Below are 22,369 nucleotides of genomic sequence, written 5' to 3'. Positions count from 1 at the left end.
ACTGAGCCTAGTTGCCATTCTGATCGCGTCTGGCGGTTAGAGGCCCGGGCATCCTCCGACTACAAGGATGTTGAGGGACCAACGAGAAGGAGTGCACGCGGCACGCCGCCGCCAGCGGTGAGGGCGCCGATGCCGTCCTTCAACTCGGTCCTGTTCTGATGCCAAGCAGACAACGTTGTTCGTTCTGAAGTTCGTGCTGATCGGCCGTAGACCGAGCGAACCCGCAGCGGGGTTGAAGTAACACCACAGCTCATACTGCGAGCCAGCCAGCGCCGTGAAGGCAGCGCGGGCTGGTGTCGTCGTTCTGATTTCCAACACCCCCAAAGGAGAGTGGAATCGATAAGCTCGGCGCAGCATCGCTGGCCGCTGGCGTTCAACTCAGCTTACCGATTGTGCCGCAGGCGCGTGACTTGATTGACGGCGCAACGTGTGCATAGAAGCCTCGACACGAGCGTCCCGCGCAGTCCTGCGATGATGCCATTATGCCGGTGTGTTGCCCGACGTGTCAAACCCGCGTGCGCAACGTGCAAATCATTGATCCGCCATGCCCGGCTACTGTGCATGGGGTTGTTTTCGAATTTTTGTTTGGAGCGCCTCGTACGAAGCGCGCTCGTCACGCGCTCTCCGTCTCCCGATGCACGTCGTGCACGACGAGGCCCATGCCTTCCTCGGGCATCTTGATCCAGTCGCGGCGCTTCAGCGTGCGCTTGGTGTCCTCGTAGCCGCTTGTCCAGTGCTCGCGCATCGAGGTGCCCGAGAACTCGTGATCCTTGGCATCGCCCTCATAGGCCTTCTGCTGGTAGATCAGATGCAGGATCGCGATCTCCGGCATGTTGCGCAGGCTCGCCTTGAGCTTGCGCTCCTCCTCGGACAGCTGCTCCTCCGGCAGCTTCGCGAGCGCCTTGTAGAGCAGGACCTTGAGATTGTGGGTGCGACGGTAGACGTCGGTGTTGTGGCGCGTGCGCGAGGAATACATGATGTCCTTGTGGCGGGCCATCACGTCCTGGATCGAGCGCGGCAGCACGCCGCGGGCGCTGAACAGGTCGACCTGGAACACCAGCGAGTTGAGCGCGTCCTCCTGGTCGAGCAGATGCTGCAGCGGCGTGTTGGAGACGATGCCGCCATCCCAGAAATGATCGGTGCCGATCCGCACCATCGGCAGCGCCGGGGGCAGCGCGCCGGAGGCCATGATGTGCTCCGGCTCGATCTCGTCATGGGCGTTGTCGAAATAGATGAAGTTGCCGGAGAGCACGTTGACCGCGCCGACCGCGAAGCGGACCTTCTTCTCGTTGAGGAGGTCGAAGTCGACGAGCTCGAGCAGGCTCTCCTTCAGCGGCATCGTGTCGTAATAGCTGGTGGCGGTCCTGGCGCCGACCGGGCTGAACCAGGGATTGATCTGGTGCGGGGTGAAGAAGCCCGGCTGGCCCATCGCCGACGTCATCCAGGCGCTGGTGAGATTGCGCCACTGCCGGAAGACGTCGCCATCCGGCGTGTAGTGCCAGATCTTGCGGCTGGTGATGCGCTCCCAGAAGATGCGCAGCGCCTCCAGCCGCTTCTCCGGCTTGTTGCCGGCGATGATGGCGGAGTTGATCGCGCCGATCGAAACACCGCAGACCCAATCGGGCTCGATGCCCGCCTCGTGCAGCGCCTGGTAGACGCCGGCCTGGTAGGCGCCGAGCGCACCGCCGCCTTGCAACACCAGCGCGACGCGGTCGCAACGCTCGGGCCGCCAGCCGCACGAAGGGGGCTGATGGGTCGAATGTGTCGGATGCGACGTGCGGGCGTCCATGGCGATGCCTCCTGCCTCTCCCAAACGATTGCGTCCGGTGGTGACGGTGTGATGACAATTGCGGCGCCGATGCATCGCCCGCATGCACGGTGGCCGCAGCGGGAATGGCGGCGGGTCGCCCGGCTGACGGAAATCCTTCACATCGCAGTCAATGACGGCGGCTAGCAATTTGCATAAAGCCCGTGAGCCGGACGAGCGTCAGAGGCATCACACAGGAGATCAGGATGCGCAGGGAAGACGTGCTGAGACTTCCGTCCATGCCGGCTGCAGGACCGAGCTATCCGGCCGGACCCTATCGTTTCGTCAACCGCGAATTCCTGGTCATCACCTACGAGACCGATCCGGACCTGATCCGCGCCGGCCTGCCTGAGCCGCTCGAGCCGATCGACCAGCCGATCGTGCATTACGAATGGATCAAGATGCCGGATTCCTCCGGCTTCGGCAGCTACACTGAATCTGGTCTCGTCATCCCCGCGCGTCTCAACGGCGAGGAGGTCAACTTCGTCTCGCAGATGTATCTGGACGACGATCCGCCGATCGCGGCCGGACGCGAGATCTGGGGCTTTCCCAAGAAGTACGCCCATCCCAAGCTCGAGATCGTCAAGGACACGCTGACGGGCACGTTGGAATATGCCGGCCAGCTCGTCGCCATGGGCACCATGGGCTACAAGCACGAGAGCATGGCCGGCAACGGCGATCTCACCCGCGCCACGCTGTCGAAGACGCAAGTTAATCTGAAGATGATCCCCGGCGTCGACGGGCGGCTCGAAGTCTGTCAGCTCGTTGCCATCAACCTGATCGACATCGTGCCGAAGGGCTCGTGGATCGGGCCGGGCCGGCTGCATCTGGTGCCGCACGTCAACGCACCGGTTGCCGACTTCCCGGTTCGCCGTTGTCTCGGCGCGCACCATTACATCGCCGACCTGACGCTGCCGTTCGGCCGCGTCGTCCACGACTACGTCAGGGAAGCTGAAGCCGCCGCGACGGGGCTCGCCGCCGAGTAGGCCGGCCTGTTATCATCAAACTGTAACAAAGCCGTAATTGAGTACGCGCGTGGGTCTGGAAGATGCCGTCAGCCATGCTCCGGAGTGGGACTATCTGTTGACGGTTGGGGTTGGCCATGGCTGAGCCGGCGAAGCTTGTCAGCGCGATAGAGAACACCGAGCCCGCCATTCCCGGGCTGGTCTGGGCGTTTCGCCTGCATGCCGACGGCAGCGCCGAGGCGCTTCCGATCGACCAGCCGATCGAGTTCACTCATGATGGCCGGCTGTGGCTGCACTTCAATTTGACAGATGGTCGCGTGCGGCCGTGGATCGCGGCATCGCCGCTGCCGCCGCTCGCGCGCGAGCTGCTGCTGTCGAACGACACGTTCCAGCAGCTTCACGTCATCGACCATTGCGTCTACGGCGTGTTCTCCGATCTCGTGCGCGAGATCGACCGCGTGACGGAGGAAACCGCGTTCCTGCGCTTTGCCATGACCGAGCATTTGCTCGTCAGTGGCCGCCATCAGGCGCTGTGCTCGGCGGACGCCACGCGCCGCGTACTCGAAGGCGGCTACCGCGTCGACAATGTCGCCCATCTCCTGGAAAAGATCGTCGACGAGGTCGCCGACACGCTCGACCGGATGGCCGATAAGCTCGGCCAGGAGATCGACGACATCGAGGAGCGCATTCTCGCCGACGAGGCCAAGCCCGAGATGCGCCGCAATCTCGGCCGACTGCGCCGGACCTGCGTCAGGCTGCATCGCCAGCTCACGGGCCTGCGCGTGCTGTTCCATCGCCTCGATCAGAAGAACACCGACCACCTCGCGCCCGCCCTGCGTATCCATGCCGGCAAGCTCGCGCAGCGGCTCGACGGCCTCGACCACGACATCGTCGAGCTGCGCGAACGCAGCCGCCTGCTCGAGGAGGAGCTGCGCTTCAAGAACGAGGAAGAGAGCAATCGCCACCTCCACACGCTCTCGATCGTCACCTCGCTATTGCTGCCGCCGACGCTGATCACCGGCATCTTCGGCATGAACACCAAGGGCCTGCCGCTGACCGATGTCGACGAGGGCTTCATCTGGGCGGCTGCGATGATGATCTGCTCGGTCGGTGCGGCCTATCTGTTCATGCGGCGCACGGGCATCTTCAAAAGATAGCCTGCCGTGATCGGGACTGCCCACAGACTGCTGCTGCAAAGCGCCGCCGCCATCGCGCTCGCTCTGGCGAGCACGGATGCATTCGCCGGTGCCAAGGACGAGAGCGCGGCCGAATGGCTGTTTCCGAAATGGTTCAACGCGTGGCATGACGGCCTCGCCGACAAGGGACTGAACTTCGGCGCGACCTATATCGCGGATAACATCGCCAACGTCTCCGGCGGCGCGAAGCGCGGCGCCATCCAATTCGGCCGCCTCGACCTGTCGGTCGATGCCGATCTCGACAGGCTGGTCGGCTGGACCGGCGGCCGCTTCTACGCCAATGCCTTCGTGATCTACGGCCAGGGGCTCTCGCGCAACTACGTGATCAATCTCGCCACCATCAGCGAGATCGAGGCGCTGCCTGACCAGCGGCTCTACAACGCCTATTTCGAGCAGAGTTTTTTCAACGACCGCCTCAACATCAGGGCCGGTCAGCAGGCCGCCGACGTCGAGTTCTTCGACAGCGAGACCGACGATCTCTTCATCAACGGCACCTTCGGCTGGCCGGCGATCAAGGCGTCAAACCTTCCGGCCGGCGGCCCGGCGCCGCCGATTGCGGTGCCCGGCATTCGCGTCAAGGCCACGCTGTCGGACCAGATCACGCTGTTCGGTGCCGTGTTCAACGGCGATCCGTCGGGCCCGGGCGATCTGGATCCGCAGCTGCGCGACCATCATGGCCTCGCGTTCCGCGTCAACGATCCGCCTTGGGTGATCGGCCAAGTGCGCTTCAACTACGATATCAATATCGGCGGCCGGCCGCTCGCCGGCAATTTCACGCCCGGCGCCTGGAAGCATTATGGCTCGTTCGACAGCCAGCGTTTTACCGCGGTGGGCCAATCGATCGCCGACCCCGATGGCAGCGGCATTGCGGCCAAGCTTCATGGCAATTACGGAATCTTCGCCGTCGTCGAGCAGGTGCTCTACCGCCCGCCGGAGGTCAAGGAAAACAGCACCTCGGCCTCGCTCCCCGGTATCACCGCGTTTGGCCGCATCGCCTACAGCCCGCCGGACCGCAATTTGATCGATCTTTATCTGGACGGCGGTATCGGTTTCGTCGGCTTCACGCCAGGCCGTCCGCTCGACCGATTCGGCGTGGCGATGGCCTACATGCGGATCTCGAACACCGCGCGCAATCTCGATCTCGACACCAATTTCTATACCGGCGTGCAGGGGCCGGTGCGCAGCAACGAGACCTTGCTCGAGATGATCTACGAGGCGCATATCAGGCCGGGCTGGCTGATTGCCCCTTACTTCCAGTATGTGTGGCGTCCCTCCGGCGGCATCCCGAATCCGAACGACCCGACCGGCGTGTCGCGGATCGGTGACGCCGCAGTGTTCGGCGTCACCACCACGATCAGGTACTAAAGCATGATCCGGAAAAGTGCGCAGCGGTTTTCCGAAAAGATCATGCTCAAATAATAACCTAAAGCGCGATGACGATTCATCCTGATCTCATCGCGCTTTAAGCCATCGCAGGTTTCGGTTGCGGCTTCGGCTGCCGCGACAGCGCGAGCACGATCAGCGCGGCGAACACGCAGAGCGCGCCGGCGATGAAGAATGCGGGCAGATAGCTCTGATAGACCGTCCGCGAGAAACCGGCGCCGAATGCGGCGGTGCCGGCGCCGAGCTGGTGGCCGGCAAAGATCCAGCCGAACACCAGATTGGCGCGTTCGGGTCCGAACTTCTGCGCGGTGAGCCGCACCGTCGGCGGCACCGTCGCGATCCAGTCCAGCCCGTAGAACATCGCGAAGATCGAGAGGCCGTAGAACGAGAAGTCGCTGAAGGGCAGGAAGATCAGCGAGAGGCCGCGCAGGCCGTAATACCAGAACAGCAGATAGCGGTTGTCGTAGCGGTCCGAGAGCCAGCCCGACATGATGGTGCCGAAGAAATCGAAGATGCCCATCGCGGCGAGCAGGCTTGCGGCCTGCACCTGCGGGATGCCGAAATCGAGGCACATCGGGATCAGGTGCACCTGAACGAGGCCATTGGTGGAGGCGCCGCAGACGAAGAAGGTCCCAAACAGGATCCAGAATGCAGTTGATTTCGAGGCGTCGCGCAGCGTGCCGAGCGCAACGCCCGTGATCGAGCCGTGGTTGACCGGCGGAGGGGGCAGGGGCTGGGTGCCTTCGTCGCCGAATGGGCGCAAGCCCACATCGCTCGGCCGGTCGCGCATGGCGAGCAGCACCGCGAGGGCGGACACGCCGAGGGCGATGCAGACGAAGCCGAGCGCAAGCCGCCAGCCGTAGCGTTCGGTGAGGCTTGCGAGCAGCGGCAGGAACACGAGCTGTCCGGTGGCGACGCTCGCGGTCATGATGCCGACGACGAGGCCGCGACGCGCCGCGAACCAGCGCGTGGCAATGGTGGCGCCCAGCACCAGCGCGGTCATGCCGGTGCCGATGCCGATCACGACGCCCCACAGGGCGATCAGCTGCCAGACCTGAGTCATGCCGAGCGAGGCGACCAGCGCCGAGACCACGATGAGCTGCGCCGCCAGCGTGACGTTGCGCAGGCCGTAGCGGTTGAGCAGCGCAGCCGCGAACGGCGCCATCAACCCGAACAGGATGAAGCGAATCGACAGCGCGGAGGAGATCTCCGCCGTGCTCCAACCAAACTCCTTCTGAAGCGGGACGATGAACACGCCGGGCGCACCGACCGTGCCGGCGCTGATCAGCGCGGTGAGGAAGGTGACGCCGACCATCACCCAGCCGTAGTGGATATTGCGGCGGCCGAGTGCCGCCGCGAGCCAGTTCGAGATCATTGGGCCTCAATCTTGGTTGGCAGGTCTTGGAGACCTGCGTCAGCGTTGCAGTCTGGCACGGAAGAGGGAAGTCTGAAATGACGGACTTCCCTTAATTCAGGACATCGGAGATTCAGGACATCCGGCGTTAGAGTATGATCCGGAAAACTGCGCAGCGGGTTTCCGAAAAGATCATGCTCAAAAAACAGCCTAAAGCGCGATGACGATTCATCCTGATCTCAGCGGGCTTTAGTGCGTCACCCGCTCCACCGCGATCGCGGTGGCTTCGCCGCCGCCGATGCAGAGCGCCGCGACACCGCGCTTGAGATTGTTGGCCTCGAGCGCATGCAGCAGCGTCACGATCAGCCGCGCACCGGTCGCACCGATGGGATGGCCGAGCGCGCACGCGCCGCCGTTGATATTGAGCTTCTCGCGGGGGATGCCGAGGTCGCGCTGCGCCGCCATCGCCACCACGGCGAAGGCGTCGTTGACCTCGAACAGGTCGACCTCACCGGCGCTCCAGCCGACCTTGTCGAGCAGCTTGCGGATTGCGGGGATCGGCGCCGTGGTGAACCATTGCGGCTCCTGGCTGTGAGTGGCATGGCCTTTGATCTCGGCGATGGCAGGCAAACCGTTACGATCCGCCAGCGAGCGCTTCGTCAGCACGAGGGCTGCGGCGCCGTCAGCATTCGCGGACGATGCAGCCGGCGTGATGGTGCCGTTGGCGCGGAACGCCGGCTTCAGCCCGGGGATCTTGGCGGGGTCGACCTTCAGCGGATGCTCGTCATTTGCGACGATGCGTGGGCCGGCCTTCTCGGTCAGCGTCATCGGCGCGATCTCGGGCTTGAACGCGCCGCCCTCGACCGCTTTGCGGGCGCGGCTGAGCGTCTCTATCGCATAGGCGTCCTGGTCCTTGCGAGTGAACTGATAGGCTTCCGCGGTGGCCTCGCCGAAATCGCCCATGGAGCGGCCCGTCTCGTAGGCGTCCTCGAGGCCGTCCATCATCATGTGGTCGATGATGCGGTCGTGGCCGGCGCGATAGCCGCCGCGCGCCTTCGCGAGCAGATAGGGCGCGTTGCTCATGCTCTCCATGCCGCCGGAGACGACGATCTCGGCCGAGCCGGCACGGATGATGTCGTGCGCCAGCATGGTCGCCTTCATGCCGGAGCCGCAGACCTTGTTGACCGTGGTGGCGCCGGTGGCATCGGGCAGACCGGCGCTACGCGCAGCCTGCCGCGCCGGCGCCTGGCCTTGTCCTGCCGGCAGCACGCAGCCCATGAAAACCTCGTCGACCTTCTCCGGCGCAAGCTTGGCGCGCTCCAGCGCGGCGCCGATCGCATGCGAGCCGAGCTTGTGCGCGGGAAGCGGCGACAGCTCGCCCATGAAGCGGCCGAGTGGGGTGCGCGCGGCGGAGACGATGACGACGGGATCGGCGGCTTCGGCCATGACAAACTCCCTGGCGGTGATGACTAAGATTATGATCATCATATGATGCGGCGCAAAAAATGCAACCGCGCAAGGGATGAGAAAATGTCGTGGGTCGGATGAGATTTGTTGGGGCGGCGACTTGCTCGTGCGTGTCCCGGACGCGGCGCAATATGCAACGTTGCGACGCAGAGCCGGGACCAGATTCGCGCCGGCCTTGTTGGTGCATGGGCCCCGGCTCAGCAGCGCACCGCAAAGGTGCGCTGCGCTGCGTCCGGGGCACCGAAAAACTGGATCCTACCGCTTCCGGTTGACAAACGCGCCCATCAACCGCGTCGGCTCGTCCGTCAGGAACGACTCGCCGAACACTTTGACACTCAAGTTCACCGACTCCGTCAGCGGTAGCTCCTCCCATTGCTGCAGTAGCGCCTTTTGCGAGCGCAGCGCTTCGGGGCCGCATTCGAGCAGGGCCTGGACCAGATGCTCGACTTCAGCGTCCAGGCCGCCTTCCGGCGCGACCTTGTCGATCAGTCCCCAGGCCAGCGCCGTGGGGGCGTCGATGTTCTCAGCCGTCATCACCAGCCAGCGGGCGCGGGCCCAGCCGATCAGGCGCGGCAACAGCGCGGCATGGATCACCGAGGGGATGCCGACGCGCACCTCCGGCATGCCGAAATGCGCGTCCTGCGCGGCGATCCGGAAGTCGCAGGCGGCGGCGACCTCGAGTCCGCCGCCAAGGCACCAGCCGGGCATCCGCGCGATCACGGGGGTGGGGAACCGGCGCACGGCTTCGCAGAGATCGCGCAGGCGGCTGATGAAGGCTTCGGCCGATCTCTGGTCGAGCTTGGCCATCTCCTTGATGTCGGCGCCGCCGATCATGCTCTTCTCGCTCTGGCCGCGCAGCACCAGGACGCGGATGCTGCGATCGGAGGAGAGCTGCTGCAGACCCTCGCGTACCGCGTCGGTCACGGGCGAACTCAGAATATTGAGCGACCCGGCGTTGCAGATCGCGACATGAACGACACCGCGCGCATCGCGCGTCACGCCGCAGTGATTGTTGAGCATTTCCATCCTGGCATCCCGAAGTTTCGTGGACAGGCGCACGGCGCGCGCGTCGGCATCACTTCCGGGCCGAAACGGCCAGCTTGTCAAGCAGGCAGGGGCAGAGTTGCCAGTGCGAAGTCCGTGGCGTAGTATGATGCATATCATTCAAAGAGGCGGTCCATGAACGAATCTGAGCAACTCGACCTGTTTTCGCCCACGCAGCGACGCGAGCGCGTGGTGGACTGGCAGATGCCGGCGCCGGTTGCGAAAGTGGCCATGGGGTTGTCGGGCATGGAGGCCATGCTCGGCATCCGCGACGGCCGGCTGCCGCCGCCGCCCTTCGCAAAACTGATCGGCTTCGTCATGGCCGTGGTCGAGCCGGGGCGGGTCGTCATGGAATTGGAGCCGCGCGAGGATCTCGAAAATACCATCGGCCTCCTGCATGGCGCGACGGCGGCGGCGCTGATCGACACCGCCATGGGCTGCGCCATTTCGACACGGCTGGAGGCCGGCCAATCGTCCGTGACCCTCGACCTGAAAATGACGTTCCTGCGCCCGCTGTCGGTGCGGTCCGGGCTGATCTCGGCCGAAGGCAAGATCATCAAGCTGGGCCGCCAGACCAGCTACACCGAGGGTTATGTGCGCGACGGCAAGGGCGCTCTCGCAGTCCATGCAACTGCAACCTTTTCGATGATCGGCAATGTCTAAATACGAATTAATGCACCGCCTGGTTGATTTCTGTGTTATGAGATGATCTCCGACATTCAATGAGACCCGCATGCGCTATTCCCGGGAACACAAGCAGGAAACCCACGACCGGATCGTGAAGAAGGCCTCGGTGCGGCTGCGCGAGAGGGGCGCCCATGGCATCGGCGTCGCCGACCTCATGAAGGAGGCGGGCCTGACCCACGGCGGCTTCTACGCGCATTTCGACTCGCGCGAGGCGCTGGTGATCGAGGCCTTTGCCTACGCCATGGACCGCTCGATGGAGCATTGGCGCAAGCAGTCCTATCAGGTCGCGCCGGAGAAGCAACTGGCCCAGATCGTCGAGACCTATCTCTCCGCGTTGCATCGCGACAATCCCGGCCATGGCTGCTCGATTCCCGCGCTCGGCGCCGAGATCGCCCGCGAGAGCCCGAAGACGCGAAAAGCCTTCGCCGGCAAGCTCGACGAGATGATCGAGATGATGACCGGCTATATCCCGAACCAGCCGCGCAAGGCCGCGCGCAAGCAGGCGATCGCGACGCTGGCGACGATGGCGGGCACCATGCTGCTGGCGCGCATCGCCGGCACCAGCGAGCTGTCGGATGAGGTGCTGAAAGCGGGCAAGGACAGCGCGCTTGAAGGCGCGAAGCGCGAGCTGAAGGTGACTGCGGCGAGAAAGGCGAAGCAGTAGCGAGATGCCGTAGGGTGGGCAAAGGCGCTCTTGCGCCGTGCCCACGTTCTTTCCATGGTTGCAAAGATGTGGTGGGCACGCTTCGCTTTGCCCACCTACGGGATTACGGGACCGTGCTAGCGCCCCGCGAACAGCCCCCGCTCGCGTTCCACGATCTCGCCGATGTAATCCGCCACGGCCCTGATTCGCGCGAGATCCTTGCTGTCCGCGTGCATCAGCATCCAGAACGTCCGGGTGATCGAGATCTCCTCCGGCAGCACGGCCATAAGCTGCGGATAATCGCTCGCCATGAAGTGCGGCAGCACCGCGATGCCGAAGCCGGCGAGGGTGGCGTTGAGCTGCGCGATCAGGTTGGCGCTGCGGAAGCGCGCCGAAATCCGCGGCGACACCTGCGGCAGATAATCGAGCTCCGGTGTGAACAGCAGTTCCTCAATGTAGCCGACGAAGCGGTGCTGCGGCAGGTCCTGCCGCGAGGCGATTTCCGGGAAGCGGTCGAGATAGGCGGGTGCGGCGTAAAGCCCGAGGCGGTAGTCCAGCAGCTTGCGGCCGACGATGCGGCCTTCCTTCGGCATGGTCAGGCTGATCGCGATATCGGCCTCGCGCTTGGAGAGGCTGAACAGCCGTGCGGTGGCTACAAGTTGCAGATCGAGGTCGGGATAGCGGTCGGCGAAGGGCGCCAGCCGCGGCGCCAGGAAGGCGGTGCCGAAGCCGTCGGGCGCGCCGATCCGCACCGTGCCGGTCAGCCGCGCCACGGACCCGCCGACCTGCTCCTGATTGGCGACAATAGTGGATTCCATTGCTTCCGCGCTGTCGGCGACGCGCTGGCCGGCCTCGGTCAGGAGATAGCCGGTCTTGCGCCGGTCAAACAGTTTTGCCGAAAGATGCTTCTCCAGCCGGTCGACGCGGCGGATCACCGTGGCATGGTCGACGCCGAGCTGTTTTGCCGCAGCCGACACCGAGCCGCCCCGCACGATGGCCAGCACGAAGCGAAAGTCGTCCCAGTCGATGCTACCTTGATCCAGCATTTTCGCACATCTATGGTGCAATATCTCAGACTTGAATCCTATAAAATGCAGGTCAATAGGATTTGTCAAAGCGACCGCGCTCGGCCTGAAGGAGATCATTCCATGCGTTCAATCGGACATTTCATCGGTGGCAAGGAGGTCAAGGGTACCTCGGGCCGCACCGCCGACGTCTTCGAGCCGATGACCGGTGACGTCCAGGCCAAGGTCGCACTGGCGTCCAAGGCCGAGGTCCGCGCCGCCGTCGAGAACGCGCGTGCCGCGCAGCCCGAGTGGGCGGCGACCAACCCGCAGCGCCGCGCCCGCGTGATGATGAAATTCCTGGAGCTGATCCAGCGGGACTACGACAAGCTCGCCGAGCTGCTGGCGCGTGAGCACGGCAAAACCGTGCCGGACGCGAAGGGCGACATCCAGCGCGGCCTCGAGGTGGTCGAGTTCGCCTGCGGCATTCCGCATCTGATGAAGGGCGAGTACACGGAAGGAGCAGGCCCCGGCATTGACATCTACTCAATGCGCCAGCCGCTCGGCGTCGTGGCCGGCATCACGCCGTTCAACTTCCCGGCCATGATCCCGATGTGGAAGTTCGCGCCCGCGATCGCCTGCGGCAACGCCTTCATCCTCAAGCCGTCGGAGCGCGATCCCGGCGTGCCGATGAAGCTCGCCGAGTTGATGATCGAGGCGGGCCTGCCGGCCGGCATCCTCAACGTCGTCAACGGCGACAAGGAAGCGGTCGACGCCATCCTCGACGATCCCGATATCAAGGCCGTCGGCTTCGTCGGCTCGACACCGATCGCGCAGTACATCTATGAGCGCGCCGCGCAAACCGGCAAGCGCTGCCAGTGCTTCGGCGGCGCCAAGAACCACGCCATCGTGATGCCCGACGCCGATATGGACCAGGCCGTGGACGCGCTGATCGGCGCCGGCTACGGCTCGGCCGGCGAGCGCTGTATGGCGGTCTCCGTCGCAGTGCCCGTCGGCAAGTCCACCGCCGACCGCCTGATGGAAAAGCTGATCCCGCGCGTCGAATCCTTGAAGATCGGTACCTCGATCGATCCGTCGGCCGATTACGGTCCGCTGGTGACGCGCGAGGCGGTCGAGAAGGTCAAGAGCTACATCGACATCGGCATCAAGGAGGGCGCGACGCTTGCCGTCGACGGCCGCGGCTTCAAGATGCAGGGCTACGAGAACGGTTTCTATCTCGGCGGCTCGCTGTTCGACAACGTCACCAAAGACATGCGGATCTACAAGGAAGAGATCTTTGGCCCGGTGCTCTCGGTGGTGCGCGCGCATGACTACAAGGAAGCGCTGGCGCTGCCGTCCGACCATGACTACGGCAACGGCGTTGCCATCTTCACGCGCGACGGCGACGCAGCGCGCGACTTCGCGGCCAAGGTCAACGTCGGCATGGTCGGCATCAACGTGCCGATCCCGGTGCCGATTGCCTATTACACCTTCGGCGGCTGGAAGAAGTCCGGCTTCGGCGATCTCAACCAGCACGGTCCGGACTCGGTCCGCTTCTACACCAAAACCAAGACGGTGACCTCGCGCTGGCCGTCCGGCGTCAAGGAAGGCGCGGAGTTCTCGATCCCGCTGATGAAGTAATCCTCGGCCGTCATTGCGAGGAGCGTAGCGACGAAGCAATCCAGAGTCTTTCCGCGGAGACAGCCTGGATTTGCTTCGCTGCGCTCGCCATGACGATGGAGTGAAAGGGTAGGCCGCAGCATGCAGTTCGCTCTGAACGAGGATCAGGTCGCGGTTCGCGAGATGGCGTTGGCGTTTGCGGCGGAGAAGATCGCGCCGCACGCGCTGCGCTGGGACGAAGAGAAGCACTTCCCCGTCGACGTGATGCGCGAGGCAGCAAGCCTCGGTATGGGCGGCATCTACATCCGCGACGATGTCGGCGGCTCTGCCATGACGCGGTTCGACGCGGCGCTGATCTTCGAGGCGCTGGCGACGGGCTGCCCGACCACCTCGGCCTTCATCTCCATCCACAACATGGCGTCCTGGATGATCGATGCCTTCGGCAGCGACACCCAGCGCCATCAATGGCTGCCGAAGCTCTGCACCATGGAGCTGATCGCGAGCTACTGCCTGACCGAGCCGGGCGCCGGCTCCGATGCGGCAGCGCTCCGTACGCGCGCCGTGCGCGATGGCGATCACTACGTCCTCAATGGCCAGAAGCAGTTCATCTCAGGCGCTGGCGGTACCGACCTTTTGGTCGCCATGGTCCGCACCGGCGGCGATGGTCCCGGCGGCATCTCGACGCTTGTGATCGATGGCAAGACGCCGGGCGTCTCGTTCGGCGCCAATGAGCGCAAGATGGGCTGGAACGCGCAGCCGACCCGCGCCGTGATGTTCGAGAACGCCCGCGTCCCGGTCGCCAATCGGCTCAGCGAAGAGGGTGTCGGCTTCAAGATCGCGATGGCCGGGCTCGACGGCGGCCGCCTCAACATCACGGCCTGCTCGCTTGGCGGCGCCCAGACTGCGCTCGACAAGGCGCGCGCCTACATGAAAGAGCGCAAGGCGTTTGGGAAGCGCCTCGACGAATTCCAGGCTTTGCAATTCCGCCTTGCCGACATGGCGATCGAGCTCGAGGCTGCGCGCACCTTTTTATGGCGCGCCGCTGCGGCGCTCGACCGCAGGGACCCCGACGCCACCATGCTGTGCGCGATGGCCAAGCGCTTCGGCACCGATGTCGGTTTCGAGGTCGCCAATCACGCGTTGCAGCTTCACGGGGGCTACGGCTATCTCAGTGAATACGGTATCGAGAAGATCGTGCGCGATCTGCGCGTGCACCAGATCCTCGAGGGCACCAATGAAATCATGCGGCTCATCGTGGCGCGCAAACTGATCGAGGGCGCGCGATGAGTTCGGTGGAAGAGAGTGATCTCGTCGCCCGCGTCGAGGGCGCGGCCGGTATCGTCAGGCTCAACCGCCCGAAAGCCATTAACGCCGTGACACTGGAGATGTTTCGCGACATCGACAAGGCGCTCGACCGTTTCGAGGCGGATCCCGCCATTGCCGTGATCTTGCTGGAGGGCTCTGGCGAGCGCGGCCTGTGCGCCGGCGGTGACATTCGCGCCCTCTGGGAGAGCTCGAAGGTCAATGGAGACCTCGGCAAGATCCTCTGGCGTGAGGAATATATCCTCAATGCCCGCATCAAGAAGTTTCCTAAGCCCTATGTCGCGTTCATGGACGGCATCGTGATGGGCGGCGGCGTCGGACTTTCCGCTCATGCCAGCCACCGCATCGTCACCGATCGCACCAAGCTCGCGATGCCCGAGGTCGGGCTCGGCTTTTTCCCCGATGTCGGCGGCACCTGGCTGCTGTCGCGCTCGCCCGGCGAGATCGGCACCTATTTTGGCTTGACCGGCCAGACCATGAACGGGCCCGATGCGATCCACGCGAAGTTCGCGGATGCCGTGGTGCCGGCCGCCAAATGGCCGGAGCTGCGCGAGGCGCTGACCAAGGTTCGCCCTGGCGTGACTGCGGCCGAGGTCACCAAGCTCATCAACGGTTTTGCGACAGGCGAGACCGCAGGGCCGGTCGCCGCCAAAGAGCCTGTCATCGACGCCTTGTTCGGCTTCGACCGCATGGAAGACATCTTCGCGGCGCTCAAGCGCGACGGCTCGGAGTTCGCGCTCGCAACGCTGAAGACGCTCAACGAGAAATCGCCGCGCGGCATGGTGGTGACGCTCAAACTGCTGCGGCTCGCGCGTACTGCCTCAAGCCTGGAGGAGTGCCTGGTGCGCGAATATCGCGCCGCATGCGAAGTCTTCCGCAGCGACGATTTCCGCGAGGGCGTGCGCGCCGCCGTGATCGACAAGGACCGCAACCCGACCTGGTCGCCGCCGCGGATCGAGGATGTCACGCCAGAGATGCTGGCGCCGTATCTTGCCGAGATCGGTGCCGACGAGCTGAAATTCAATTAACAACGTTCAAGCGGAGGAAACGACAATGGCCACGATCGCATTCATCGGTCTCGGCAACATGGGCGGCCCGATGGCGGCCAACCTCGTCAAGGGGGGCCACAAGGTCGTGGCGTTCGACCTGGTCGAGGCCTCCCGCAACCAGGCCAGGGTCGACGGTGCCAGTATTGCCGACAGCGCGGCTAACGCGGTGAGGGGCGCCGACGTCGTCGTCACCATGCTTCCCGCCGGCAAGCACGTGCTCGGCGTCTGGAACGAGGTCGTTCCTGTCATGGCCAAGGGCGCGCTGATCATCGACAGCTCCACCATCGACGTCGAAAGCGCGCGGCAGGCGCATGCGCTGGCGGTGAAGAACGGCGTGCTCTCGGTCGATGCACCGGTGTCCGGCGGCACCGGCGGCGCCAAGGGTGCGACGCTCACCTTCATGTGCGGCGGCGAGGAGGGCGCGTTCGCGGCGGCCAAGCCGGTGCTGGAGAAGATGGGCAAGAAGATCGTCCATTGCGGCGGGGCCGGCGCCGGGCAGGCGGCGAAAATCTGCAACAACATGATCCTCGGCATTTCCATGATCGCGGTGAGCGAGGCCTTTGCGCTCGGCGAAAAGCTCGGCCTCTCGCACCAGGCGCTGTTCGACGTCGCCTCGACCTCGTCGGGTCAGTGCTGGTCGCTGACGACCTATTGCCCGGTACCGGGCCCGGTGCCGACCTCGCCGGCGAACAACGACTACAAGCCGGGCTTTGCCTCGGCGCTGATGGTGAAGGATCTGACCCTGGCACAGGACGCGGCGAAGGCCGCGGGCGCGGCGACGCCGCTCGGCAAGCACGCGCAGGAGATCTATCAGTCTTTCGACGCAGCCGGCCATGGTGGGGTGGATTTTTCCGGAATTATCAAGCACGTTAGGGGGCTGGCCGGGAAAGCTTAATGACGACATTTCAGGAAGCGCGCGCGTTTCTGCTTCATCACCGCACGGACTACGAGACAGCGGTCAAAGATTTCCGCTGGCCTGATCCGGTTCCGTTCAACTGGGCGCTCGACTGGTTCGACGAGCTCGCGAAGGATGCGGACGCCAAGGACCGGCCCGCGCTCTGGATTGTCGATACCGCGCAGGACAAGCAGACAAAGCTATCCTTCGCGGCGCTTTCGCAGCGCTCCAACCAGGTCGCAAATTTCCTCCGCGCGCAAGGCTTGAGCCGCAGCGATCATCTCCTGCTGCTGCTCGGCAATGTGGTTCCGCTGTGGGAGACGATGCTGGCGGCGATCAAGCTCGGCGTCGTCGTGATTCCCGCGACCACGCTGCTGACGGCCGAGGAACTGCGCGACCGGCTCGATCGCGGCAAGGCCAAGGCGGTGGTGGCGGCCGAAGACCAGGTTGCGAAATTCGCGAGCCTTGGTGCCGAGAACATCGTCCGTATCGTGGTCGGCGCTGCCTCGGATGGCTGGCTTGCCTATGACGAGGCGGCGAGGGCGCCCGCGAGTTTTACGGCTGACGGTCCGACCAATGCCGACGACCCGATGCTGCTGTATTTCACCTCGGGCACCACGGCAAAACCAAAACTCGTCCGACACAGCCAGCGCAGCTATCCGGTTGGGCATTTGTCGACCATGTATTGGATCGGGCTCAAGCCTGGTGACATCCATCTCAACATCTCGTCGCCCGGTTGGGCCAAGCACGCCTGGAGCTGTTTCTTCGCGCCATGGAATGCGGGCGCGACCGTGTTCGTGGTCAACCAGCCGCGCTTTGATGCAAAAGGCCTGCTCGCCACGATCGGCCGCTGCGGCGTGACGACGCTGTGCGCGCCACCGACGGTGTGGCGATTGTTCATCCAGGAGAACCTGGCCTCGTTCAACGTTGCGCTGCGCGAAGTCTGTGGCGCCGGCGAGCCGCTCAATCCCGAAGTGATCGACCAGGTGCAGGCCGCCTGGGGCCTCACCATCCGTGACGGCTACGGCCAGACCGAGACCACCGCGCTCGCCGGCAACCCGCCGGGGCAGAAGATCAAGGTCGGCTCGATGGGCCGGCCGCTGCCGGGCTATCGCGTGCAGGTCAGCGATGCCGACGGCCATCCGGCGAAAGAGGGCGAGGTGGCGCTGCTGCTCGGCGCGGACCGCCCCGCCGGTCTGATGCAGGGCTATCAGGGCGACGACGGAAAACTGTCCGGCGCCGAAGGCGAACTCTATCGCAGCGGCGACGTCGTCTTCGCAGACGAGGACGGCTATCTCACCTTCGTCGGCCGCTCCGACGACGTGTTCAAATCCTCCGACTACCGCATCAGCCCGTTCGAGCTGGAGAGCGTGCTGCTCGAGCACGAGCTCGTTGCGGAAGCCGCGGTGGTGCCGAGCCCGGATCCGATCCGGCTCGCGATCCCCAAGGCCTTCGTGCTGCTGACGTCGGGCGCGGAGCGGACACCGGAGACGGCGCTCTCGATCTTCAAGCACCTGCACACGCGCCTTGCGCCGTTCAAGCGCATCCGCCGGCTCGAGATCGTTACCGAGCTGCCGAAGACGATCTCTGGCAAAATCCGCCGTGTGCAGCTACGACGGCTTGAGCGCGATGATGATCGGGGCGATCCGCTGCGCGGCCGGGAATTCCGCGAGGAGGATTTTCCCGAGCTGCCGAAAATACGGAGTGAGAGCTAAGTGAACGAAGTCTGGAAGAAGCCGCCGATTCCCCTTGAGGCCTATCAGGCCATGGTCGGCAAGGAGATCGGCGTATCGTCATGGCACCTGGTCGATCAAGCCCGCATCGACACCTATGCCGACGTGATCGAGGATCACCAGTTCATCCATGTCGATCCGGAGCGCGCCAAAAAGGAGACCGCGTTCGGCACCACCATCGCACACGGTTTCCTGACGATGTCGCTGCTCTCGATCATGTCCTACGAGGTGATGCCCGTGATCGCGGGCACCACGATGGGCGTGAATTACGGCTTCGACAGGCTGCGCTTCATCTCGCCGGTCCGTTCGGGCAAGCGCGTACGCGGCCGTTTCGTGCTGGCGGAAGCCAAGCTGCGCAAGCCAGGCGAGTTGCAGTCCCGCACCAACGTGACGGTCGAGATCGAAGGCGAGGACAAGCCCGCGCTGGTCGCCGACTGGCTCGGCCTGATCTATTTCGCCTAAGGCAGCCCGTGATGGCCGGGCTTGACCTGGCCATCCATCGCTGCTCAAAAGCCCCTCAATTTTGATACATGGCCGGGTCAAGCCCGGCCATGATGTCCTAACATCCAGGAAACGCACTCATGGCAATCAGGTTCGACGGACGCGTCGCCATCGTCACCGGCGCGGGCAATGGTCTCGGCAAGGCGCATGCGCTGGGGCTCGCCAGCCGCGGCGCCAAGGTCGTCGTCAACGATTTCGGCGGCGCGCGCGACGGCACCGGCGGTTCGCTGTCGCCGGCGGAGGCCGTGGTCGAGGAGATCCGTAAAGCCGGCGGCACCGCCATGGCCGATGGCGCCGACGTCTCGAACTTCGAGCAGGTCACTGCCATGGTCGAGCGCGCCACCAAGGAGTGGGGCAGCGTCGATCTGATGTGCGCCAATGCCGGCATCCTGCGCGACAAGTCGTTCGGCAAGATGGAGGCGGCCGATTTCCAGAAGGTGCTCGACGTGCATCTCGTCGGGACCTTCTATTGCTGCAAGGCGGTCTGGGCCGGGATGCGCGACCGCAACTACGGCCGCATCGTCCTGACGACCTCGTCCTCCGGCCTCTACGGCAATTTCGGCCAGGCCAATTACGGCGCGGCCAAATCCGGCATGGTCGGCCTGATGAACGTGCTGGCCGAGGAAGGCCGCAAGAACAACATCCGCGTCAACATCATCTCGCCGACCGCCGCGACCCGCATGACCGAAGAGCTGCTGCCGCCGCAGGCGCTGCAGCTGATGAAGCCGAACGCGATCACGCCCGCGGTCGAATACATGCTGAGCGAGGACGCGCCGACCCGCACCATCATGGGCGCCGGTGCCGGCTCCTTTGCCGTGATCAAGATCATCGAGAGCGAAGGCATCAACCTGCCGGAATCCGATTGGACCCCGGACGCGATCGCCGCGCATTTCGGAGAGATCAGCGACATGTCGAAGGCGAGGGCGCTGCAGGGCGCGTTCGAGCAGACGCAGAAGTATGTGGCGCAGGCCGCGGCACGGGCGGGGATCAAGCTCTGAGTTGTCATTCCGGGGCGCGCGCCCCGGAAAGACATTTTCCGTCACGGCCGGGCTTGGCCCGCCATCCACGTCTTTGGCGCCGCGTGCTTGGCTCTCGTGGATGCCCAGGACATCTAGCGCGAAGACGCGCTTCGCGCTTTTGCCCGGGCATGACGATGTGTTGTTTGATGCTCGGCCTGCCCTAAACTCCCGCCATGACCTCACCTGACACCCACATCGCCGTCATCGGCGCCGGGCCCGCCGGCTTGATGGCGGCGGAGGTGCTGGCGCAGGGCGGCGCCCGCGTCACCGTGTATGACGCCATGCCGTCCGCGGGCCGCAAATTCCTGATGGCCGGCCGCGGCGGGCTCAATCTCACCCACAGCGAGCGGCTCCAGGATTTCCTCGCGCGCTACGGCGAGGCGATGCCGCACTTGCGCGCCGCAATCCAGGCGTTTCCGCCTGAGGCGTTGCGCGCCTGGAGCGAAGCGCTGGGCGAGCCGACCTTCGTTGGCAGTAGCGGGCGGGTGTTTCCGAAAGCATTCAAGGCCTCGCCGTTGCTGCGCGCCTGGCTGCGGCGGCTCGGTGTGGCCGGCGTACGGTTTGCGTTTCGGCATCGCTGGACCGGCTGGGACGCGGAAGGGCGATTGCTGTTTCAAACGCCCAGCGGCAACTCGGCGGTTGCAGCGAGTGCCACGGTGCTGGCCCTCGGTGGCGCAAGCTGGCCGCGGCTCGGATCGGACGGTGGCTGGGTCGGTCCTCTCGCCGCGAAGGGCATCGCCATCTCAAAGCTGCGGCCGGCCAATTCCGGCTTCACGGTCGCATGGTCCGAAGTGTTCCGCGACCGCTTCGAGGGCCAGCCGCTCAAGGGCGTGGGGCTGACGGTCGGTGCACATACGGTACGCGGCGAAGCCATGATCACGCGCAGCGGCATCGAAGGCGGGGCGATCTACGCGCTCTCGGCCGAGCTGCGTGAGGCGGTGCTGGGCCTCGGCCTGGCGACGCTGACAATCGCGTTGCGACCGGACCTCGACCTCGCCGGGCTGACCAAGCGTCTGTCGGGCACGCGCGGCAAGCAATCGCTGGCAAACTTCCTGCGCAAGGCGGCGCAATTGTCGCCGGTCGGCATGGGCCTGATGCAGGAGGCGGCCATTGCGTCGGGGCGGCAACTGGCCTCGTTCTCGCCGGCGGAGCTGGCGCATCTCGTGAACGCGATTCCGGTCCAGCTCACCGGTGTCGCCCCGATCGACCGCGCCATCTCGACCGCAGGCGGGATTGCCTTCGACGAGCTCGACGACCGTTTCATGTTGCGCAAATTGCCCGGCATGTTCGCGGCCGGCGAGATGCTGGACTGGGAAGCCCCGACCGGGGGCTATCTGCTCCAGGCGTCGTTTGCGACGGGAGCGGCCGCGGGCGGGGGCGTGCTGCGATGGCTTGCGCCGTCTCGATCATGATGTGCCGGTCCTGGTCAGAAGATCGGTGAGGAGACCGAGCACGCCAAAGCTCGCCGCGACGACGCAGACCGCAGTCCATCCGCCGTAACTCCAGGCCAGCGAGGCCGCCGCGGAGCCGACGCCTCCGCCGATGAAGAACAGCGCCACGAACAGGCCGTTGATGCGGCCGCGCGCTTCGGGTCGGAGCAGATTGACAGCCCGGCGTCCGAGCGTCTGGTCGGCCGTGATGCCGACGTCGAGCAGGATCGTGCCGAGGCTCAACACCAGCAGAGCCGCCATGCGGGACTCCATCGCACCGGCCCAGGCGCAGAGCGCGAGCGAGCCGATGATGCACAGATGGGCCGCGAAGAACAGCGGCCGTGCCCAGCCCTTGTCGCCCCAACGTCCGGCGAACGGCGTCGCCGCGGCTCCCGCAACGCCAATCAGCGCGAACGCCGCAATGCCCTTGGCGTCCAGAGCGAATGGTGCATCCGGCAGGCGCAGCGCGATCGCGGACCAGAATGCGGTGAACGATGCCATGACGAGGGAGGCGGTCCAGGCGCGCACGCGCAGCACAGGCTCTTCCTGCAACAGTTTGGGGAACGAGCGCAGCAATTCGCCATAGCTCACGCATCCAGCCGGCTGCAGCATCGGCAGGTAGCGGCCGAGAGCGCCGGCGAGCAGCGTCATCAGAATGGCTGAGACGAGATAATAAGCACGCCAGCTCCAGAGATCGGCGATCAGGCTTGCGGCAGGCCGCGACAGCAGGATCCCGATCATCAGTCCGCTCATAACTTCGCCGATCGCCTGGCCGCGGCGTTCCGGCGCCACCATGGATGCGACCAATGGAACGGTCATCTGGATGGCCGCGCACGAAGCACCGAGAACAAACGTGGCGAGCAACAAGAGCGAAGGTGACGGCGCCAGTGCGGTCGCGAGGGCCGCGACGATGGCGCAGACGAGTGTGCGCACGATCAGACGCCGGTTCTCGATGAGATCGACAAGGGGGACCAGCAACAACAGGCCGAGCGCGTAGCCGAGCACGGTCAACGTGCTGACGAGGCCGGCCTGAAAGGTGGTCATGGCCAGGGATCGGCCGATCAGGCCAACCAGGATTTGCGGCGCGAACAGATTGGTGACGACGACGCCGGTCGTCATGGCGCCGAGCCAGATCAGCGATCGTTCGGCGAGCTGGTTTCCGGACGCGAGCTTGGCGCTTTCGGAGATGGTCATGGGACCTCGCGGGCTGGGTGCGGGTCCTCTTTAAGCGGGTCGGCCAATATGCTAC

19 protein-coding genes are annotated in these 22,369 nt (G+C 64.9%); 13 read left to right on the top strand and 6 right to left on the bottom strand.

Annotated elements, in window-relative coordinates:
• Window positions 1-613 precede the first annotated feature (613 nt).
• Window positions 614-1,789 (bottom strand): patatin-like phospholipase family protein, encoded by a 1,176-nt coding sequence (locus ACVWY3_RS13740; protein WP_456838928.1) that lies wholly within the window; start codon window positions 1,787-1,789, stop codon window positions 614-616.
• A 224-nt stretch (window positions 1,790-2,013) separates the two neighbouring features.
• Between ACVWY3_RS13740 and ACVWY3_RS13735 the strand changes: the two genes are divergently transcribed.
• The 3 genes from ACVWY3_RS13735 to ACVWY3_RS13725 all read left to right on the top strand — a co-directional run bounded on the left by ACVWY3_RS13735 (window position 2,014) and on the right by ACVWY3_RS13725 (window position 5,333).
• Window positions 2,014-2,793: an acetoacetate decarboxylase gene (locus ACVWY3_RS13735; protein WP_456838927.1), complete on the top strand. Its 780-nt coding sequence runs from the start codon at window positions 2,014-2,016 to the stop codon at window positions 2,791-2,793.
• A gap of 116 nt (window positions 2,794-2,909) precedes the next feature.
• Window positions 2,910-3,929, top strand: coding sequence for a transporter (locus ACVWY3_RS13730; protein ID WP_456838926.1), 1,020 nt, complete (start codon window positions 2,910-2,912; stop codon window positions 3,927-3,929).
• Between the two features lie 6 nt (window positions 3,930-3,935).
• Window positions 3,936-5,333 carry a carbohydrate porin gene (locus ACVWY3_RS13725; RefSeq protein ID WP_456838925.1) on the top strand — a complete coding sequence of 466 codons (1,398 nt, stop codon included), beginning with the start codon at window positions 3,936-3,938 and terminating at the stop codon, window positions 5,331-5,333.
• Between the two features lie 97 nt (window positions 5,334-5,430).
• On the opposite strand, the gene ACVWY3_RS13720 is transcribed toward ACVWY3_RS13725, so the two are convergent.
• The 3 genes from ACVWY3_RS13720 to ACVWY3_RS13710 all read right to left on the bottom strand — a co-directional run bounded on the left by ACVWY3_RS13720 (window position 5,431) and on the right by ACVWY3_RS13710 (window position 9,198).
• Window positions 5,431-6,726, bottom strand: coding sequence for an MFS transporter (locus ACVWY3_RS13720; protein ID WP_456838924.1), 1,296 nt, complete (start codon window positions 6,724-6,726; stop codon window positions 5,431-5,433).
• A 228-nt stretch (window positions 6,727-6,954) separates the two neighbouring features.
• Complete coding sequence (locus ACVWY3_RS13715) at window positions 6,955-8,151, bottom strand: acetyl-CoA C-acyltransferase (protein WP_456838923.1); 1,197 nt, start codon at window positions 8,149-8,151, stop codon at window positions 6,955-6,957.
• Window positions 8,152-8,427: 276 nt separating this feature from the next.
• Window positions 8,428-9,198, bottom strand: coding sequence for an enoyl-CoA hydratase (locus ACVWY3_RS13710; RefSeq protein ID WP_456838922.1), 771 nt, complete (start codon window positions 9,196-9,198; stop codon window positions 8,428-8,430).
• A gap of 153 nt (window positions 9,199-9,351) precedes the next feature.
• On the opposite strand from ACVWY3_RS13710, the gene ACVWY3_RS13705 reads away from it, so the two are divergent.
• Window positions 9,352-9,879: a PaaI family thioesterase gene (locus tag ACVWY3_RS13705; RefSeq protein ID WP_456838921.1), complete on the top strand. Its 528-nt coding sequence runs from the start codon at window positions 9,352-9,354 to the stop codon at window positions 9,877-9,879.
• A 70-nt stretch (window positions 9,880-9,949) separates the two neighbouring features.
• Window positions 9,950-10,567, top strand: a complete 618-nt coding sequence (locus ACVWY3_RS13700) for a TetR/AcrR family transcriptional regulator (protein ID WP_456838920.1) — start codon at window positions 9,950-9,952, stop codon at window positions 10,565-10,567.
• 116 nt (window positions 10,568-10,683) lie between these two features.
• On the opposite strand, the gene ACVWY3_RS13695 is transcribed toward ACVWY3_RS13700, so the two are convergent.
• Window positions 10,684-11,592 (bottom strand): LysR family transcriptional regulator, encoded by a 909-nt coding sequence (locus ACVWY3_RS13695; protein WP_456838919.1) that lies wholly within the window; start codon window positions 11,590-11,592, stop codon window positions 10,684-10,686.
• 102 nt (window positions 11,593-11,694) lie between these two features.
• On the opposite strand from ACVWY3_RS13695, the gene ACVWY3_RS13690 reads away from it, so the two are divergent.
• The 8 genes from ACVWY3_RS13690 (at window position 11,695) to ACVWY3_RS13655 (ending at window position 21,102) form a co-directional block, all read left to right on the top strand.
• Window positions 11,695-13,191, top strand: coding sequence for a CoA-acylating methylmalonate-semialdehyde dehydrogenase (locus tag ACVWY3_RS13690; protein ID WP_407112707.1), 1,497 nt, complete (start codon window positions 11,695-11,697; stop codon window positions 13,189-13,191).
• A 120-nt stretch (window positions 13,192-13,311) separates the two neighbouring features.
• Window positions 13,312-14,457, top strand: coding sequence for an isobutyryl-CoA dehydrogenase (locus tag ACVWY3_RS13685; protein ID WP_456838918.1), 1,146 nt, complete (start codon window positions 13,312-13,314; stop codon window positions 14,455-14,457).
• Window positions 14,454-15,521 (top strand): enoyl-CoA hydratase/isomerase family protein, encoded by a 1,068-nt coding sequence (locus ACVWY3_RS13680; RefSeq protein WP_456838917.1) that lies wholly within the window; start codon window positions 14,454-14,456, stop codon window positions 15,519-15,521. The genes ACVWY3_RS13685 and ACVWY3_RS13680 overlap by 4 nt, the downstream gene beginning before the upstream one ends.
• Before the next feature lie 25 nt (window positions 15,522-15,546).
• The gene (gene mmsB, locus ACVWY3_RS13675; protein WP_456838916.1) at window positions 15,547-16,437 is read left to right on the top strand and encodes a 3-hydroxyisobutyrate dehydrogenase; all 891 of its coding nucleotides are present in this window, start codon (window positions 15,547-15,549) and stop codon (window positions 16,435-16,437) included.
• Window positions 16,437-18,152: an AMP-binding protein gene (locus ACVWY3_RS13670; protein WP_456838915.1), complete on the top strand. Its 1,716-nt coding sequence runs from the start codon at window positions 16,437-16,439 to the stop codon at window positions 18,150-18,152. Before mmsB ends, ACVWY3_RS13670 begins: the two co-directional genes overlap by 1 nt.
• A complete protein-coding gene (locus tag ACVWY3_RS13665; RefSeq protein ID WP_456838914.1) occupies window positions 18,153-18,632 on the top strand; it encodes a MaoC family dehydratase in 480 nt (159 codons plus the stop codon).
• A gap of 119 nt (window positions 18,633-18,751) precedes the next feature.
• The gene (locus tag ACVWY3_RS13660; protein ID WP_456838913.1) at window positions 18,752-19,669 is read left to right on the top strand and encodes an SDR family NAD(P)-dependent oxidoreductase; all 918 of its coding nucleotides are present in this window, start codon (window positions 18,752-18,754) and stop codon (window positions 19,667-19,669) included.
• A gap of 194 nt (window positions 19,670-19,863) precedes the next feature.
• Complete coding sequence (locus tag ACVWY3_RS13655) at window positions 19,864-21,102, top strand: NAD(P)/FAD-dependent oxidoreductase (RefSeq protein ID WP_456838912.1); 1,239 nt, start codon at window positions 19,864-19,866, stop codon at window positions 21,100-21,102.
• Here the strand turns inward: ACVWY3_RS13655 and ACVWY3_RS13650 are convergent.
• Window positions 21,097-22,314: an MFS transporter gene (locus ACVWY3_RS13650; RefSeq protein ID WP_456838911.1), complete on the bottom strand. Its 1,218-nt coding sequence runs from the start codon at window positions 22,312-22,314 to the stop codon at window positions 21,097-21,099. The two genes, ACVWY3_RS13655 and ACVWY3_RS13650, sit on opposite strands and share 6 nt — an antisense overlap.
• Window positions 22,315-22,369 lie beyond the last annotated feature (55 nt).

Source organism: Bradyrhizobium sp. USDA 4486 (assembly GCF_054057995.1).
This window is presented reverse-complemented; position numbering and strand designations above follow the sequence as displayed.

Coding starts and splice junctions, on each gene's coding strand:
- ACVWY3_RS13705 (WP_456838921.1), top strand. CDS start 9,352: ATGAACGAATCTGAGCAACTCGACCTGTTTTCGCCCACGCAGCGACGC.
- ACVWY3_RS13740 (WP_456838928.1), bottom strand. CDS start 1,789: ATGGACGCCCGCACGTCGCATCCGACACATTCGACCCATCAGCCCCCT.
- ACVWY3_RS13690 (WP_407112707.1), top strand. CDS start 11,695: ATGCGTTCAATCGGACATTTCATCGGTGGCAAGGAGGTCAAGGGTACC.
- ACVWY3_RS13680 (WP_456838917.1), top strand. CDS start 14,454: ATGAGTTCGGTGGAAGAGAGTGATCTCGTCGCCCGCGTCGAGGGCGCG.
- ACVWY3_RS13685 (WP_456838918.1), top strand. CDS start 13,312: ATGCAGTTCGCTCTGAACGAGGATCAGGTCGCGGTTCGCGAGATGGCG.
- mmsB (WP_456838916.1), top strand. CDS start 15,547: ATGGCCACGATCGCATTCATCGGTCTCGGCAACATGGGCGGCCCGATG.
- ACVWY3_RS13720 (WP_456838924.1), bottom strand. CDS start 6,726: ATGATCTCGAACTGGCTCGCGGCGGCACTCGGCCGCCGCAATATCCAC.
- ACVWY3_RS13700 (WP_456838920.1), top strand. CDS start 9,950: ATGCGCTATTCCCGGGAACACAAGCAGGAAACCCACGACCGGATCGTG.
- ACVWY3_RS13650 (WP_456838911.1), bottom strand. CDS start 22,314: ATGACCATCTCCGAAAGCGCCAAGCTCGCGTCCGGAAACCAGCTCGCC.
- ACVWY3_RS13730 (WP_456838926.1), top strand. CDS start 2,910: ATGGCTGAGCCGGCGAAGCTTGTCAGCGCGATAGAGAACACCGAGCCC.
- ACVWY3_RS13660 (WP_456838913.1), top strand. CDS start 18,752: ATGGCAATCAGGTTCGACGGACGCGTCGCCATCGTCACCGGCGCGGGC.
- ACVWY3_RS13735 (WP_456838927.1), top strand. CDS start 2,014: ATGCGCAGGGAAGACGTGCTGAGACTTCCGTCCATGCCGGCTGCAGGA.
- ACVWY3_RS13695 (WP_456838919.1), bottom strand. CDS start 11,592: ATGCTGGATCAAGGTAGCATCGACTGGGACGACTTTCGCTTCGTGCTG.
- ACVWY3_RS13670 (WP_456838915.1), top strand. CDS start 16,437: ATGACGACATTTCAGGAAGCGCGCGCGTTTCTGCTTCATCACCGCACG.
- ACVWY3_RS13655 (WP_456838912.1), top strand. CDS start 19,864: ATGACCTCACCTGACACCCACATCGCCGTCATCGGCGCCGGGCCCGCC.
- ACVWY3_RS13715 (WP_456838923.1), bottom strand. CDS start 8,151: ATGGCCGAAGCCGCCGATCCCGTCGTCATCGTCTCCGCCGCGCGCACC.
- ACVWY3_RS13710 (WP_456838922.1), bottom strand. CDS start 9,198: ATGGAAATGCTCAACAATCACTGCGGCGTGACGCGCGATGCGCGCGGT.